The 15230-nt window shown below is 62.7% G+C and carries 13 protein-coding genes; 2 read left to right on the forward strand and 11 right to left on the reverse strand.

What is annotated here, in order from left to right; genetic code table 11:
- Positions 1–199 precede the first annotated feature (199 nt).
- Complete coding sequence (locus BLU39_RS23605; RefSeq protein ID WP_254789061.1) at positions 200–1498, forward strand: leucine-rich repeat-containing protein kinase family protein; 1299 nt, start codon at positions 200–202, stop codon at positions 1496–1498.
- Positions 1499–1552: 54 nt separating this feature from the next.
- On the opposite strand, the gene BLU39_RS23610 is transcribed toward BLU39_RS23605, so the two are convergent.
- A complete protein-coding gene (locus BLU39_RS23610; RefSeq protein ID WP_092717715.1) occupies positions 1553–2818 on the reverse strand; it encodes a nitronate monooxygenase in 1266 nt (421 codons plus the stop codon).
- Between the two features lie 183 nt (positions 2819–3001).
- Positions 3002–3487 carry a YajQ family cyclic di-GMP-binding protein gene (locus BLU39_RS23615; protein WP_034759416.1) on the reverse strand — a complete coding sequence of 162 codons (486 nt, stop codon included), beginning with the start codon at positions 3485–3487 and terminating at the stop codon, positions 3002–3004.
- A 182-nt stretch (positions 3488–3669) separates the two neighbouring features.
- Here BLU39_RS23615 and murB point away from each other — a divergent pair, with 182 nt between their 5' ends.
- Positions 3670–4698 carry a UDP-N-acetylmuramate dehydrogenase gene (murB, locus tag BLU39_RS23620; protein ID WP_092717717.1) on the forward strand — a complete coding sequence of 343 codons (1029 nt, stop codon included), beginning with the start codon at positions 3670–3672 and terminating at the stop codon, positions 4696–4698.
- Positions 4699–4809: 111 nt separating this feature from the next.
- Here murB and BLU39_RS23625 read toward each other — a convergent pair whose 3' ends face one another.
- The 9 genes from BLU39_RS23625 to BLU39_RS23665 form a co-directional block, all read right to left on the reverse strand.
- Positions 4810–5124, reverse strand: coding sequence for a pyrimidine/purine nucleoside phosphorylase (locus tag BLU39_RS23625; RefSeq protein WP_092717720.1), 315 nt, complete (start codon positions 5122–5124; stop codon positions 4810–4812).
- A gap of 25 nt (positions 5125–5149) precedes the next feature.
- Positions 5150–6175: a diguanylate cyclase gene (locus BLU39_RS23630; protein ID WP_092717723.1), complete on the reverse strand. Its 1026-nt coding sequence runs from the start codon at positions 6173–6175 to the stop codon at positions 5150–5152.
- Positions 6176–6185: 10 nt separating this feature from the next.
- On the reverse strand, positions 6186–7238 hold the full coding sequence (cheB, locus tag BLU39_RS23635) for a chemotaxis-specific protein-glutamate methyltransferase CheB (protein WP_092717726.1): 1053 nt from the start codon (positions 7236–7238) through the stop codon (positions 6186–6188).
- A gap of 10 nt (positions 7239–7248) precedes the next feature.
- Positions 7249–9558: a hybrid sensor histidine kinase/response regulator gene (locus tag BLU39_RS23640; protein WP_092717729.1), complete on the reverse strand. Its 2310-nt coding sequence runs from the start codon at positions 9556–9558 to the stop codon at positions 7249–7251.
- Positions 9555–10241 (reverse strand): chemotaxis protein CheW, encoded by a 687-nt coding sequence (locus BLU39_RS23645; protein ID WP_092717732.1) that lies wholly within the window; start codon positions 10239–10241, stop codon positions 9555–9557. The genes BLU39_RS23640 and BLU39_RS23645 overlap by 4 nt, the downstream gene beginning before the upstream one ends.
- 9 nt (positions 10242–10250) lie before the next feature.
- The gene (locus BLU39_RS23650) at positions 10251–11492 is read right to left on the reverse strand and encodes a CheR family methyltransferase (RefSeq protein ID WP_092717735.1); all 1242 of its coding nucleotides are present in this window, start codon (positions 11490–11492) and stop codon (positions 10251–10253) included.
- A complete protein-coding gene (locus BLU39_RS23655; RefSeq protein WP_092717740.1) occupies positions 11489–11947 on the reverse strand; it encodes a chemotaxis protein CheW in 459 nt (152 codons plus the stop codon). The genes BLU39_RS23650 and BLU39_RS23655 overlap by 4 nt, the downstream gene beginning before the upstream one ends.
- 4 nt (positions 11948–11951) lie before the next feature.
- Positions 11952–13763, reverse strand: a complete 1812-nt coding sequence (locus BLU39_RS23660) for a methyl-accepting chemotaxis protein (RefSeq protein WP_092717743.1) — start codon at positions 13761–13763, stop codon at positions 11952–11954.
- Positions 13764–13948: 185 nt separating this feature from the next.
- A complete protein-coding gene (locus BLU39_RS23665; protein ID WP_086140762.1) occupies positions 13949–15184 on the reverse strand; it encodes an argininosuccinate synthase in 1236 nt (411 codons plus the stop codon).
- Between the last annotated feature and the right edge of the window lie 46 nt (positions 15185–15230).

Genomic DNA, 15230 nt, shown 5'->3' on the forward strand with positions numbered 1-15230 from the left:
CACCCCTTCCCATCCCGAACAGGACCGTGAAACAACTTTGCGCCGATGATAGTGCTGCAACCAGTGTGAAAGTAGGTTATCGTCAGGCTTGTTATACAAAAAAACCCCTTCCGGTGATCCGGTTGGGGTTTTTTTACGTCCAATGATTTTATGCATGGCATCGACCGCGTGCTACCTTGAAAGGGATATCTTGTCTGCTGTGCATACACTGGAACAATTACGTGCTGGTCAACTGGCTGGCCTGCGCCGCCTGAAACTGTCCTGCGGCCTGACGGCATTCCCCCGCGAAATCTTCGACCTGGCCGACAGCCTGGAAATCCTCGACCTGTCCGGCAACGCGCTATCCACATTGCCCGACGATTTGCCGCGCCTGCACAAGCTGCGCATCATTTTTTGCTCGGATAATCTGTTCACCACCTTGCCGGCCGTGCTCGGTTCATGCCTTGCCCTGGAAATGATCGGTTTCAAGGCGAACCGGATACGCCACGTGTCGGCCGCAGCCTTGCCGCCCAAGCTGCGCTGGCTGACCCTGACCGACAATGCCATCGAGTCCATGCCCGATGAGCTGGGCAAGTGCAGTCAATTGCAGAAACTCATGCTGGCTGGGAACTGCCTGAGCCACTTGCCCGCTACCCTGGCGGCTTGCCGTCGGCTGGAGCTGGTGCGCATTGCCGCCAACCGTTTCACGGCGCTGCCCGACTGCCTGCTGTCCTTGCAACGCCTGAGCTGGCTCGCATATGCGGGCAATCCCTTTACGGAAGCGCGTGAGCTGGCCGCTCTGGCCGGTACAGCTGTGGCGGGCGTGGCATGGCAGCGCCTGGAACTGGCGCAGCAGCTGGGTGAGGGCGCGTCGGGTGTGATTTACCGTGCCCGCCTCGATGGCGTCGATGATGTCGCCGTCAAAGTGTTCAAGGGGGCGATGACCAGCGATGGCTTGCCGCGCAGCGAGATGGCCGCCTGTATCCGCGCCGGTGCCCATCCGGGACTGATTCCCATCCTTGGGACGCTCGATGCGCATCCGCAAGGGGCGATGGGGCTCGTCATGCCGCTTATCGACGTTGCCTACCGCAACCTGGCCGACCCGCCGAGCCTGGCATCGTGCACGCGCGACGTGTATGCCGATGGCGAGTGCTTTGAGGCACAGCAAGCGCTGGCCATTGCCCACGGCATCGCCTCAGCCGTGGGCCAACTGCATGCGCACGGCATCGTGCATGGCGACCTGTATGCGCACAATATCCTGCATGCGGACGCCGGCGCCTGCCTGCTGGGCGACTTTGGCGCGGCCTCGATGTTTGCGCCGGGTTCGCCGCAAGGGGAGGTGCTGCAGGGCATGGAGGCGCGCGCCTTTGGCGTGCTGCTGGGCGAGTTGATCACGCATGGTACGACGCCTTTGCCCGCCTTGCAGGCCTTGATGGATGCTTGCCTGCAGGAAGACGTATTGCGGCGGCCCACGTTCGACGCGATCGAACGGGCATTGCGTGACATGCTCCCCGCATAAAAAAATGGCGCAGCCTTCGCAGGCTGCGCCATTTTTATATCAGGCTGACAAGATTCAGCTTGCTGCCAGGATTTCTTTTTCCGGCAGGGCGATCTGGTTGTCGACGCTGAACTGGTAATCCTTGAAGACGTGTTCGGCCGTCAGGATCTGGTATTCGCCGTTGTCGAGCTTGTGCGTGGTGTCCTTCAGGCGATACGTGTAATGGCCGCAGGTCCAGCAATTGAAGTTGCGCATGTGCGTGCACAGGCAAGTCTTGTCCATCACGACGACGGTTTTTTGCTCCGGATGGGCAGCCACTTCGCGGTTGTACGAGTTGATGTACGCGCAGTTACCGGTCGCGTCGAGCAGGTAGCCATACGATTCGCAGCCTGGACGGATGCCGGCGCCGATGGCGGGCGTGTTCTTCAGCATGCGCATCGGGTAACCCGTCGGCGAGACGCCATTGACGATGATGTCTTCTTCCGATGCCTTGTAGTATTCCTGCTTGACCTTGTTTGGCAAGCCGCATTCCTTGGTGACGGTAAAGCGCGTCGCCACTTGCACGCCGGCCGCGCCCGCTTCCAGGAAGGAGACGGCATCGCTGCCCGTGAAGATGCCGCCAGCGGCGATCAGCGGGATATCCAGCTGCTCGGCCTTCAGGTAGGCCAGCAGTTCGGCCGTGATCGTGTGCAGGTCGTAATTGGCCCAGTCCATGCCGAAACCCAGGTGGCCGCCAGCCAAAGGTCCTTCGACGATGATGAAGTCGGGCAAACGGTCCAGCTTGGCGTTCTTGCGCAGGAAAATCTGCAGGGCGCGCACGGACGACACGATGATGCCCAGCTTGGCATCACGGAAACGCGGGTGATCGGCCATCAGGGCGAACGAACCGAAGTGCAAACCGGCGGACAGGGTGATGCCGTCGATGCCGGCATCCAGTGCCGCATTCAGGCGCACGCGCAAGGTTTCGCGCGGTCCATTCATGGTCAGCTTTTCCATGCAATTGACGAAGATCAAACCATCGCCTTTTTTCGCTTCCATGGTGCGGCCGATATGCAGGCGCTGCGCTTCCGCCAGACGGCCCAGGTCGAACTGCACCACGGCCTTGTCGCTGTTATTGATGTTGAACTTGTACAGTTTCGTCTTATCTTTGACGAAGGTGGTGTCGAAACGGCGATCCGACACGTCTTCCACCATGGCATCGGAGATATGGCCGATACCGTTCAGCCGGGCCGCTTCCAGGGCCAGCTCCGACGTGGAAATATCCACACCCATTCCGCCTATCATGATGGGCACATATTCTTTTTTGCCAAATCGCAGGCGGAAATCATCAACACGTTTCATTGCTATCCTTAGACTACCGTGGTTATCACTGAGCCAGATGTACGGTCAAGCCCGCCGCCGGTCAGGCGCGCGGGCGCATGTAGCTGTGCGCAGCTTCAATTCTACCCCAAGCGGGCAAGCGCTCCGAGGCAGCTTGCCGCCATGCCGGTGCAAGCGCAGGCCGGAGCGTGCGCTTGATCGAAATTAATCGCGGAAATTGTTAAATTCCAGCGGCATGTCGGGTACGTCCTTGCGCAGCATGGCCATGGCCGCTTGCAGGTCGTCGCGTTTGGCCCCCGTGACGCGTACGGCTTCGCCCTGGATGCTCGCTTGCACTTTCATCTTGCTGTCCTTGATGACGCGCACGATTTTCTTCGCATCATCCGATTCGATGCCATTCTTGATCTTGATGATCTGCTTGACCTTGTCGCCGCCGATCTTCTTGATGTCGCCTTCGTCGAGGAAGCGCACATCGACCTTGCGTTTGGTCAATTTGTTGGTCAGTACGTCGCGCACCTGGCTGAGCTGGAATTCCGAATCCGCAAACGCGGTCAATTCGTTTTCCTTGTGTTCGACGCGGGCGTCGCTGCCCTTGAAGTCGAAGCGCGTCGTGATTTCCTTGTTGGATTGCTCGACGGCATTCTTGACTTCGATCATATCGGCTTCGGAGACTACATCAAATGACGGCATGGTCTGTTCCTTTCGTGTTAGAGCGAGCGCGCTGCTGGCGCGCCGGGCGCGCGCATTCTTTGCAAAATGGCACAGCCCCGTTAAAGATGCGACATTTTAACGGACAACGGACGGCCTGCCCTTGTCTTGCGCTGGTTTTTTGTCGGTTTCACTCTATAATCGAGCAAAATAATCGCTATCCCATGTCTGCAGAGCTCACCATCGAACACAATTACTCCCTCCAGCGCCTGAATACCTTCGGCATCACGGCCAACGCGGCCGCCTACGTACGCATCACTTCGCAGGCCGAACTGCATGCGGCGCTGCAAGACCCCGCCTTGTCCGCCATGCCGCGCCTGATACTGGGCGGCGGCAGCAACATCGTGCTCACGGGCGACTTTCCCGGCGCCGTGCTGCACATGGCCACGCGCGGCATGCGCCTGGCACAGGCGGACTTCGAGACCATACTCGTCACGGCCGCGGCCGGCGAAAACTGGCACGATTTCGTGCAATGGACCCTGGCGCAAGGCGTGGGCGGGCTGGAAAACCTGTCATTGATCCCCGGCACGGTAGGCGCCGCGCCTATCCAGAATATCGGCGCGTATGGCGTGGAAATCAAGGATTATCTGCATAGCGTGAGCGTCATGCACAGCGCCAGCGGCATCGTTTTCGACATGGACCGCGATGCTTGCCGCTTCGCCTACCGCGACAGCATCTTCAAGCAGGCGGACGGGCGCGAACTGATCGTGCTGGAAGTGACGTTTGCCTTGCCGGCCGAATGGCAGCCGAACTTGCGCTATGCGGAACTGGCGCAGGCCGTGGCCGAGCGCAATCTTGCCGAGCCGACGCCGCAACAGGTAGCCGACACGGTGATGGCGATCCGCCGGCGCAAATTGCCGGACCCGGCCGTGATCGGCAATGCGGGCAGTTTCTTCAAGAATCCCGTGGTGTCGCGCGAACAGTGTGCAGCCTTGCTGGAACGTTTTCCTGCCTTGGTGCACCATGCGCAGCCCGATGGCACGGAAAAGCTGGCGGCCGGCTGGTTGATCGATCAGTGTGGCTGGAAGGGGAAAAACCTGGGGCCCGCGGGAGTGTATCCCAAGCAGGCGCTGGTTCTGGTGAATAATGGCGGCGCTCGTGGCGCGGACATTACCCGGCTGGCGGAAGCGATACAGGATGATGTAGAGGCGAAATATGGCGTGCGCCTGTCGCCCGAGCCTGTGTTTGTCTAAATAGTCAATCCGCGCTTGAAAAAATGTTCAGGGCAAGGCGCATTGCCGAAGACAGTACGTATAGTACGGCGAGGCAGTGCAACGCAGCCATGGGCGTTTTTTCTGCGTGGATTAACCGAAGTGGCAGACGTAGTCGACGGTTTCGACGGTCTCGATGTCAAAATAGCTATTGCCCGGCACATTGAATTGCGTGCCCGCGCCATAGCTGTTCCATTCCGCCGCGTCAGCCAAACGTACCTTGCACAGGCCGCCGACGATTTCCATGATTTCCGGCGCGCCCGTGTTGAAGCGCAACGATGACGGGAAAATCACGCCCACGCTTTTCTTCGTGCCATCGGCGAGGATGACGTTGTGCGACACGCATTTGCCGTCAAAGTAGATATTCGACTTCTTGACGACGCTGACATTGTCCAGTTGTGTGCTCATGCTTCACTTTCCTTGCTGTTAAAAATCAGTCGCGGACGTCATTGGCGCTCAGCACGCTGTTGCGTCCGCCGCGCTTGGCCGCGTACAGGGCCTGGTCGGCGCGGTTGATCAGTTGCTCGATCGTCGAGTCCGGCGATGGGACGACGGTGGCCACGCCGATCGAGATGGTGACGATGCCTGTGGTGGCCGCCGGGTTTTCGATCTGCAAACCTTCCAGGTGGCGCCGGCATGCCTCGGCGATCAGCCGCGCGCCGGCCGCTTCCGTTTCCGGCAGGATCAGGGCGAACTCTTCGCCGCCATAACGGGCGGCCAGGTCGGCCGGGCGTTTCAAATGTTCCGTCAGCACGGCGGCGACTTTTTTCAGGCCCAGGTCGCCCGCCAGGTGGCCAAAGTGGTCGTTATAGCTTTTGAAATGGTCGATATCGCAAAACAGCAGGCTCAGCGGCGTCTTGTCGCGCTGGCCCCGCTGCCATTCGAATTGCAGGGTTTCATCGAAGCGGCGGCGGTTGGCGATGCCCGTCAAGCCATCGAGGGCGGCCAGTTTCTGTAATTCAATGTTCGCATCCGCCAGATTCTTTTGGCTTTCGCGCAGGAAACGGAACGCCTGGTCGCGCTGCAATCGGCTGATGTGCGCGTTGGAATGGTAGCGTATGCGCGCCAGCAACTCCAGGCGGTCCGGCAGTTTCACCACATAATCGTTGGCGCCGACGGCAAAGCTGTGGGCCTTCAGTTTCGGGTCGTCCTTGGCCGACATGACGATGACGGGCACATGCGCGAGCGCCGCGTTGTCGCGGTACAGCTGGATCAGCGCGAAGCCGTCGATGCCGGGCATCACCAGGTCTTGCAGGATGACGGTCGGTTGCAAACGCAGCGCCGTGTCGAGCGCCTGCGTGGCGTCCGTCACGTAATGAAATTCGATATCCTGCTGGTCGCTGAGCATGCGCCGGACTGCCTCGGCAATGATCAACTGGTCGTCCACCAGCAGCACGCTGACCTTGAATTCGGTCAATGCGGGCTCATGCTGGGTGAAGCTGGAGGAGAATTCTGGCATTGCATTCTTTTCAGATGTTAGGGGAGGGCTCCCACCCATTGTTGAGCTTGGCGCCCAGGCGGCTGCGCAGGCTGGCGCCTATTCTATCCAATGGCAGGATTTGCTGCGCCGCATCGAGTTCGGCCGCCGCACGCGGCATGCCGTACACGGCACTGCTGGCCTGGTCTTGCGCAATCGTCGTCTTGCCCGCGCGGCGCATGGCCAGCAGGCCATCGCCGCCGTCGCGCCCCATGCCAGTGAGCAATACGCCGATGGCGTCGCCGCGCCAGTGCTGTGCCACGCAGTTGAAGAAGACATCGACGGACGGGCGGTAAACATAGTCGCGTGGTGCTGCATCGTACCCCAAACGATAATTTTGATCTAGCAGCAGGTGATCATTGGTCTTGGCGATCAGTACGCTGCCTGCCACCAGTTCGTCGCCGTCGGCGATCACGCGCACGGGCATGCTGAGCTGGTCATCGAGCCATTTGGCGAAGTGCGAGGCGAAGGTTTCATCGATATGCTGCACCACGACGATGGCGCAGCCGGGCGGCGCCGTCCAGCCGGACAGCACCTTGGCCACGGCCGACGGCCCGCCCGTCGAAGCGCCGATGGCCACCAGAGTGCTGACCTGGCCATCGCCCCGGTCGCCGCCATTGCCGTTCGCCTGGCGCGGCGGCGGCGCTTCGGCGCTGTGGCGTATCAGCTTGCCAATGGTCTTGATCTTGGCCAGCAGTTCGCTGTCGCCGCCCACTTCGCCCTGCAGCACGGGCGTGGCCGTGACGTCGAGTGCGCCCGCACCCAGCGCGCGGAAGACCTGGTTGACATTGTCCTGCGGGCGCCCCGTGACGACGAGGATGGCGCACGGGCTTTGCTCCATGATCAGGCGCGTCGCTTCCACGCCATCCATCTCCGGCATGTTCAAGTCCATCAGGATCAGGTCGGGACGGTTGCCCTCGCACATGCGCACGGCTTCGAGTCCCGTGCGGGCGATCCACAGCACCTGGTGTTCCTGGGTGCTGGCGACCACCCGGCGCAGGGCCTCGGCGGCCATGGCGACATCGTTGGCGATGGCAATTTTCATGAATGACAGCTCATAAGCGGGCATCTCCTATCAGGTCGGCCACCGCGTCGAGCAAGGTCTCGTCGTGGAAGCTGCCTTTGGTCAAATAATAGTCGGCGCCGGCGGACAGGCCGCGCGCGCGGTCTTCCGGACGGTCCTTGTACGACACGATCATCACCGGCAGCTTGTGCAGGTGCAGGTCCTTCTTGATCAGCGAAACGAGTTCGATGCCATCCATGCGCGGCATGTCGACGTCGGTGATCACCAGGTCATACTCTCCGCTGCGCACCACGTTCCAGCCGTCGATGCCATCGATGGCCACGTCGACGTCGAAGCCGCGCGCCAGCAGCAGCTTGCGCTCCATCTCGCGCACCGTCAGCGAATCGTCGACGACGAGGATGCGCTTGGCCTTGCGGCGTTCGGCGTGGCCCGCCTGCGCCAGCTGGTGCAGGCCGCCTTCGTGCAGCAGCTTGTCGATCGACAGCAGCAAATCGGGCACGTCGAGGATCAGCACCGGTTCGCCGTCGTCGAGCAGGGCGGCGGCGGAAATGTCGCGCATCTTGCCGAAGATCGGGTCGATGGCCTGCACGGCCAGGCTTTGCTCGCCGCGGATGGCGTCGACCACCAGCGCATAGCTTTGCTTGCCGCGTCCGATCACCACCACCGGTAAATCGTCGGCCTGGCTGGCCGCTTCGCCCAGCTCGAGCACCTGCGCCGCCGATACCAGTCCCAGATGTTCGCCCTTGAGTTCAAAGAACTGCTTGTTTTCCAGGGTATGGATGGCCGCTTGCGGCACGCGCACCACGCTTTCCACCTTGACGATGGGGATGGCGTAGGCTTCGCCGTGCACGTCGACCACCAGCGCGCGCACGATCGATTGCGTCAGGGGCAGGGTGATCAGGGCGCGGAAACCGCGGCCCGGTTCCGATTCGAGGCGCACGGTGCCGTTTTGCTGGCGTATCGTCTCGTGCACGATGTCGAGGCCCACGCCGCGTCCGGACAATTGATTCGCCTTTTCCTTCAGGCTGAAGGCGGGCAGGAACAGAAATTCCAGCAGCTCGCCCGGCGACAGCGCGGCGGCCATGGCGGGGCTGGCCATCTTGCGCTCGATGACGGACTGGCGGATTTTTTCCAGGTCGACGCCGCGCCCGTCGTCGCTGATCTCGATGCTCAGCATGCCGGCGCGGTGGCGCGCCTCCATGCGTATCGTGCCCAGCGCTTCCTTGCCCGCGTCGATGCGCTCGTACGGGCCTTCCATGCCATGGTCGATGGCATTGCGCAGCATGTGGTTCAGCGGGCTTTCGATCTTCGCCAGGATGTCGCGGTCGACCAGGGTGTCTTCGCCGTCGATCTCGAGCTGCACTTCCTTGCCCAGGCTGCGCGCCAGGTCGCGCACCATGCGGGGAAACGCGTGGATGCCGTCGCGGAAAGGGCGCATGCGCAGGGCCAGCACTTCGTCGACCATGCCTTGCGAGACGGCCAGCAAGCGCCGTTCATAGGTTTCGATGTCGGCGATGTGCTCGAGCATGAACTGCTTCAGGGGCTGCGTCTTTTGCAGCGCCAACAGGGACTTTTCCATCAGGCCCGGGTCGGCCGAACGGGCAATGGCTTCATGCAGGTGCTCGATGGCGGAAAACAGGCTGCTCTGGTTGCGCTTGAAGCGTTGCAGGGCGCCGACGAACGGGTGCATCTGGTGCGCATTGATGCGCGATTCGCTGGCCAGCGACAGCAGTTTGTCGAAGTTCTGCGCCTGGGCCTTGGCCGGCGCACCTGCACTGGTCGCCGTACGTGGCGCGGGAGCGGCCGCTTCCGGTTCATCCCCTGCCAGCCCGCTGGCCACGGGAACTTGCGGTTCGGCTGCTTCCGACAGCGGGGCCGGGACAGCCACGGGCGCCGGCGCCGAAGGCAAGGCCGGCAATTCGGGCAGGTCGGCGATGCCGGCGATGGCGTTCAGGGTCTGGTCGATCTGCGCCGCATTGGCGGCCAGCCACGCTTCGGCGCCCGCGTCGTCCAGGCGCGACAGCTGCACGATCAGGTCGACGCCCGACAGCAGCACGTCGACCCGTTCCGGCGTGAGTTTCAAGCGGCCGTGCTGGGCGGCGACGAAGCTGTCTTCCATGCCGTGCGCCAGCTGCACCACCACTTGCAGGCCGACGATGGCGGCGGCGCCCTTGATCGAGTGCGCCGCGCGCATCATCGCTTCGACGGCGGCCGCGTCACCCGCATGGCGCTCCATGGCCAGCAAGCCGTCGGTGAGGATCTGGGTCTGGCTGTCCGCCTCCATGCGGAACAGGTCCAGCATGGAAAAGGCACTGAGGTCGCCGTGCTGGTCCTGGCTCATCGTAATAGTCTCGCAAGTTGAAAGCCGATCAGCGCCGTGTCGAGGCAGCCGATGCGCATGTCGCCCTCGGTGATCACGCCCGACAGGAAGCGCGACAGGCCCTTGTTGATGGTGGCCGCCGGCGCCTGCACGGCGCCCGACGCATAGCGCACGATGCCGTGCAGGTCGGCCACGGGCAGCGCGTAAGCCTGCTCTTCCCAGCGCATCAGCAGCAGGCGCGCAAACGTGTGGCGGCCCTTGGCCGGCGGTGCGCCCTGTTCATCGATGCCCAGCAAGTGTGCCAGCGACATGCACGGATACAGCTTGCCGCCGATATTGACGATGCCCGCCAGGCCGCCTCCGCCGCGGTGCGGTAGCGCGTGCGGCTTGGCCTGCGGCGCCACGGAGTCGAACACGCGCGTGGGCAGCGCCAGCCATTCGCGGCCGATGCGAAACACCAGCGCCGAACTGTCGCGCACTTCACCGCCCGCGTCCAGCTGGCGGAAGTGGCTGGCCCAGTCGCGCCGGTAGTGTTCGTCCACGGGCCGCTGCAGGTTGCGCTGGGCGGCGCCCGCATACACGTCGCAGTTGCGGCAATGCACGTTGACTGGCAGCCTGGGGCAGCTCTGGTCGCCGACCACGCCGATATGGTTCCAGCAGTCGTCGATGGTGGCGGGGGACTCGGTGGCGATGAGATTTGTCATGCTTGCCCCTTAGTTGGACGCCTGGCGGCGCTCGTAGATGCGTGCCGCGCGCGCCTTCAGGGTGGCGGCGGCCGTGTGGTTGCCATTGCGTTCGGCCAGCAGGGACAGGTGGCACAGCGCCTCGTAATGGTCGGGCTGCAGGTAGATGCAGCGGCGCCAGTAGTCGTCGGCCAGGTCCATCTTGCCGGCCAGTTCATTGATGATGCCCAGCATGAAATACGCTTCCGCCGCCTCGGGCACTTTCGCCAGGTGGGCGTGGCATTTTTCGCCGGCTTCGCGCAGCTGGCCGCGGTCGGCCAGCAGGCGCGCTTCGGCCAGCAAGTCCGTTTGCGCGGCGGCTGCTTGTACCGGCACGGGCCGCGGGCGCGCCGCCTCTGGCGCCGGTGCCGATGGGGGACGCAAAGGCGCCGGCCGTGGCGTGGGCGGCACGCTGCGCAGCGCGCGCGCCGGTGGCAAGGCGGCCACCGGGATGATGGCGGCCGGCGGCGTGCTGTCCTTTTTCAGGGCGAAGGCCTGGCGGAATTGCAGCGGCGCAAAGCCGTTCTGGCAGAACGACGGCACTTCCGCATAGCCGGCCAGCAGCATGCCGTCGTCGGCCAGCAGGGTGGACAGATTCTGGATGGCCGCGCGCGTGGTCGGCTTGTCGAAGTAGATCAGCAGGTTGCGGCAAAAGATGACGTCGTAGTGGCGGCTGTAGGTGGCCGTGTCGAACTGCAGCAGGTTGCCTTGCCTGAAGGTCACCTGTTCGCGCAAGGAGTCGATGATGCGGTAGGCATCGTCGGCCACGTGCGTGAAATAGCGCTCGCGGAAGGCCACGTCCTGTGCGCGGAAGGCGTTGCGGCCATAGATACCCGCCTGCGCCCGCTCGATGCAGCCGGGGCTCAGGTCATAGGCATCGATGCTGAACGCCTGTTTCGGCACGCCGCCGTCGCGCAGCGCCATGGCCATCGAATACGGTTCCTCGCCGCCCGCGCACGGGATCGACAGGATGCGCGTGGCGCGTCCGCGCGCCCAGCGTTCCTGCACCAGTTCGACGGTGGCGTAGAACGCCTGCGGATCGCGGAACAGCCACGATTCGGGCACCACCACCAGTTCGATCAATTGCGTCATTTCGGCCGGCGTGAGCGCCTGCAGGTAGGCTTCGCTGTCGGCAAAGCCCGTCTGCTCCATGCGCTGGCCGACGGCCCGTTCGGCCACGGATTTGGAGACGGACAGGCCGGTCGCGCGGCGCAGCAGGGCCTGCGCCGTCATGCCGCGCTCGCGTCTTGAAACAGCAGCGCGCGCACGTCCGGCGGCAGCAGGTGTTCCAGTTCCACCAGCTGCACGATGCCGTCGGCGTCGCTGGCCACCTGGCCCAGGAAGGGCGCCGTGGCCACGCCGCTGTCTTCAAGCCGGAGCGGGTCGATGTCGGCGATGCCGCGCACCTGCGAGGCCAGCAGGCCCAGCGCGTGCGTGCTCTCGCCGCCAGGCGCGCGGTAGTCGACGATGACGATGCGCGTGTCGAACTGTGCGGCGGCGGCCGGCAGCCCGGCCAGGCGCGACAGGTCGATCACGGGCACGGGCGTGCCATGCAAGTCCATCAGGCCGGCCACATAGTCTGGCGTGAGCGGCAACTGTTTCAGCTCCAGCAGCGGCAAGACGCGCACGATGCCGGCCAGGGGCAGGCCATAACGGTCGCGTCCGATGTGAAAGAGCAGCACTTTCATGGGATCAGATGGTCACGGCGAAGGTCGACACGCTCGATTGCAGGTCGCCCGCCGCATATTGCAGCTGGTGCACGGCTTCGCTGGTGGCCTTCAAAGACTCCACCGTTTGCTGGGTGGCGTCGTTGAGTTGCATCATGGTGTCGGAAATCTGCGAGGCGCCGATCGCCTGCGACTGCATGCCTTGCAGCACGGCGTCGAATTGCGGCGTGAGTTTTTGCACCTGGTCCATCACGGACGACAGCTGCTCGGCCACTTGCCGCACTTCGCCCACGCTGCGGCGAATTTCTTCCGAGAATTTATCCATGCCCATCACGCTGGCGGACACGGCCGACTGCATTTCCTTGAGCATTTGCTCGATATCCCACGTGGAGACGGACGTCTGGTCGGCCAGGCGGCGGATTTCCGTCGCCACCACGGAGAAGCCGCGGCCCGCCTCGCCCGCTTTTTCCGCCTCGATGGCGGCGTTCAGCGACAGGATGTTGGTCTGGTCGGCCACCTTGGTGATGGTGATCAGCACGCTATTGATATTGCTGGCTTTTTCCGACAGGGCCGCCAGCTTGGCGTTGATGGAATCGGTGGCCGACACCATATGCTGCATGGTCGAATCCATGCGCTTGAGGTTGTTTTGCGCTTCGGCCGTGGCATTCGTCGTGTAGTCGGCCACGGCGGTGGCGTCTTCCATGGTTTTCAGCAGCTGGCTCGTGTTGGCCGAGATTTCCTTGGTGGTGCTGAGAATTTCCACGCTCGTTTGCGCTTGCTCGATGCCCGTGGCTTCCTGCTGGCGCGCCGATGCGGCGATTTCCGTGGCCGAGGTCGTCACCTGGATGCCGGCCTTTTGCACATTGTTGAGCAGGCTGCGCAGGTTTTCAAACATCTTCGCCAGGCCATTGCCCAGCTGGCCGATGGCGTCGCTGCCCGTGATGCCGACCTTGCCCGTCAGGTCGCCCGAGGCGGCTTTCGAGACCACTTCCAGCAGGGAATCGACCTTGGCCCGCAAGCTATTCGTCGCGGCCAGTTCATTGGCCTGGTTGTCCTGGATGGTTTGCGCCATGCGGTTGAATTCTTCCGTCACCTTGCCCAGTTCGTCGCGCGAGAGGATGGCGGCGCGCGCGCTTTGCTCGCCGCCGGCGATGCGTCCGACGGCGTCCGTCAGGCTGTTCAGCGGGCCGAGGATGGAACGGCCCAGCAGATAGGCAATGCCCAGCGCCAGCACCACGCACAGCAGGCCTCCCAGCGCCAGGGTCAGCAGCATGGTTTCCTGCAATTTTGTCGTGGTGGCCGTGCGTTCTGCCAGCAGGCGCGATTCTTCCGCCGCCACTTCGTCGAGCAGCTTGTTCGCTTGCGCGACGGCAGGGTAGCCGCCCGGCGGCATGGTGCGCGCCACCGATTCCGTGGCGCCTGGCGCATTGCCCAGCGCGCGGCGCTTTTCGATCAGGGGGGTGATCCAGTCCTTGACCCAGGTGCTGGTCAGCGCGTCGATCTTGCGGAAGCGTTCCGACTGCACCTTGTTATCGACGGTCATGGCGATGGCTTTTTGCGTGTGCTGGCTCAGCATTGCCGCCTCATCCGTTTGCGGTGTCAGCGACGTTTCACTGCCGGTCAGGATGAAACCGCGCGCTTCCACCTGGATTTGCAGGACGGCATTGTGAATCTTGTCGATCTCGACCAGCACTTCCATCGTGTGGCGGTCCCATGCATTGGCTTCCGACAGCCGCGAAAAGCTGTTGTAGGCCACGCCCAGCAGGATCAGGATGATGGCCACGATGGAGCCGAAGCCCAGGTACAGTTTATTCTTGATACTCAGGTCTTTGAACATGGGAGGGCTCCGGAAGCGGGAAGGTCAGCACAATTGCACTGTAGCATTTTGCCACGGGGACAGCAAAATGGGGGTAATCTGGGCGCGCGCCGGGCCGTAAATCGCGGACGAGTGCGTTTCAAATGTAAAAAAGCCGCCCGTGGGCGGCTTCTGTTATGCGGGAGGTAGTGCCTCCTAGTAACTAATTACTTCTGGCCGCGCTTTTCGCGGGCGATGGCGGCGATGCGCATGCGCAAGGCGTTCAGCTTGATGAAGCCGCCGGCGTCGGCCTGGTTGTAGGCGCCGCCGTCTTCGTCGAAGGTGGCGATGTTCATGTCGAACAGCGAATCGGTCTTCGAATCGCGCGACACGACGATCACATTGCCCTTGTACAGCTTGATGCGTACCCAGCCGTTCACGGTTTGCTGCGTGTGGTCGATCAGGGTTTGCAGGGCAACGCGCTCGGGCGCCCACCAGTAGCCGTTGTAGATCATCGACGCGTAGCGCGGCATCAGGTCATCTTTCAGGTGGGCCACTTCGCGGTCCAGGGTGATCGATTCGATGGCGCGGTGGGCTTTCAGCATGATGGTGCCGCCCGGGGTTTCATAGCAGCCGCGCGATTTCATGCCCACGTAGCGGTTTTCCACCAGGTCCAGGCGCCCCACGCCATGCTTGCCGCCAACCTTGTTCAGTTCGGCCAGCACGGTGGCAGGCGACATGCGCACGCCGTTGATGGCGACGATATCGCCTTTTTCGTATTCGATGTCCAGGTATTCCGCTTCGTCCGGCGCCTTTTCAGGGCTGACGGTCCAGCGCCACATGGTTTCTTCCGCTTCGGCGCTCGGGTTTTCCAGGTGGCGGCCTTCAAAGCTGATGTGCAGCAAGTTGGCATCCATCGAGTACGGCGCGCCGCCGTTCTTGTGCTTCATGTCGATTTCGATGCCGGCGTCTTCCGCGTACTTCAGCAGTTTTTCGCGCGACAGCAGGTCCCACTCGCGCCATGGGGCGATGATCTTCACGCCAGGTTTGAGCGCGTAGGCGCCCAGTTCGAAACGCACCTGGTCGTTGCCCTTGCCGGTCGCGCCGTGCGAGATGGCATCGGCGCCCGTGGCGTTGGCGATTTCGATCAGGCGCTTGGCGATCAAAGGACGGGCGATCGAGGTGCCCAGCAGGTATTCGCCTTCATACACGGTATTGGCGCGGAACATCGGGAAGACGAAATCGCGCACGAATTCTTCGCGCACGTCTTCGATGTGGATGTTTTCCGGCTTGATGCCGAATTTGATGGCCTTGGCGCGCGCCGGTTCCAGTTCTTCGCCCTGGCCCAGGTCGGCCGTGAAGGTGACGATTTCGCACTGGTAGTTATCTTGCAGCCATTTCAGGATGACGGAGGTGTCGAGTCCGCCGGAATAGGCCAGGACTACTTTTTTAATGTCGCTCATATTGCTTCCAGTTGTCGTTGTCGATGTATGTGTTGCGATGCTGCCA

The organism is Janthinobacterium sp. OK676 (assembly GCF_900103595.1).
Lineage (GTDB): Bacteria > Pseudomonadota > Gammaproteobacteria > Burkholderiales > Burkholderiaceae_D > Janthinobacterium.

Coding starts and splice junctions, on each gene's coding strand:
- BLU39_RS23610 (WP_092717715.1), bottom strand. CDS start 2,818: ATGAAACGTGTTGATGATTTCCGCCTGCGATTTGGCAAAAAAGAATAT.
- BLU39_RS23615 (WP_034759416.1), bottom strand. CDS start 3,487: ATGCCGTCATTTGATGTAGTCTCCGAAGCCGATATGATCGAAGTCAAG.
- murB (WP_092717717.1), top strand. CDS start 3,670: ATGTCTGCAGAGCTCACCATCGAACACAATTACTCCCTCCAGCGCCTG.
- BLU39_RS23625 (WP_092717720.1), bottom strand. CDS start 5,124: ATGAGCACACAACTGGACAATGTCAGCGTCGTCAAGAAGTCGAATATC.
- BLU39_RS23630 (WP_092717723.1), bottom strand. CDS start 6,175: ATGCCAGAATTCTCCTCCAGCTTCACCCAGCATGAGCCCGCATTGACC.
- cheB (WP_092717726.1), bottom strand. CDS start 7,238: ATGAAAATTGCCATCGCCAACGATGTCGCCATGGCCGCCGAGGCCCTG.
- BLU39_RS23640 (WP_092717729.1), bottom strand. CDS start 9,558: ATGAGCCAGGACCAGCACGGCGACCTCAGTGCCTTTTCCATGCTGGAC.
- BLU39_RS23645 (WP_092717732.1), bottom strand. CDS start 10,241: ATGACAAATCTCATCGCCACCGAGTCCCCCGCCACCATCGACGACTGC.
- BLU39_RS23650 (WP_092717735.1), bottom strand. CDS start 11,492: ATGACGGCGCAGGCCCTGCTGCGCCGCGCGACCGGCCTGTCCGTCTCC.
- BLU39_RS23655 (WP_092717740.1), bottom strand. CDS start 11,947: ATGAAAGTGCTGCTCTTTCACATCGGACGCGACCGTTATGGCCTGCCC.
- BLU39_RS23660 (WP_092717743.1), bottom strand. CDS start 13,763: ATGTTCAAAGACCTGAGTATCAAGAATAAACTGTACCTGGGCTTCGGC.
- BLU39_RS23665 (WP_086140762.1), bottom strand. CDS start 15,184: ATGAGCGACATTAAAAAAGTAGTCCTGGCCTATTCCGGCGGACTCGAC.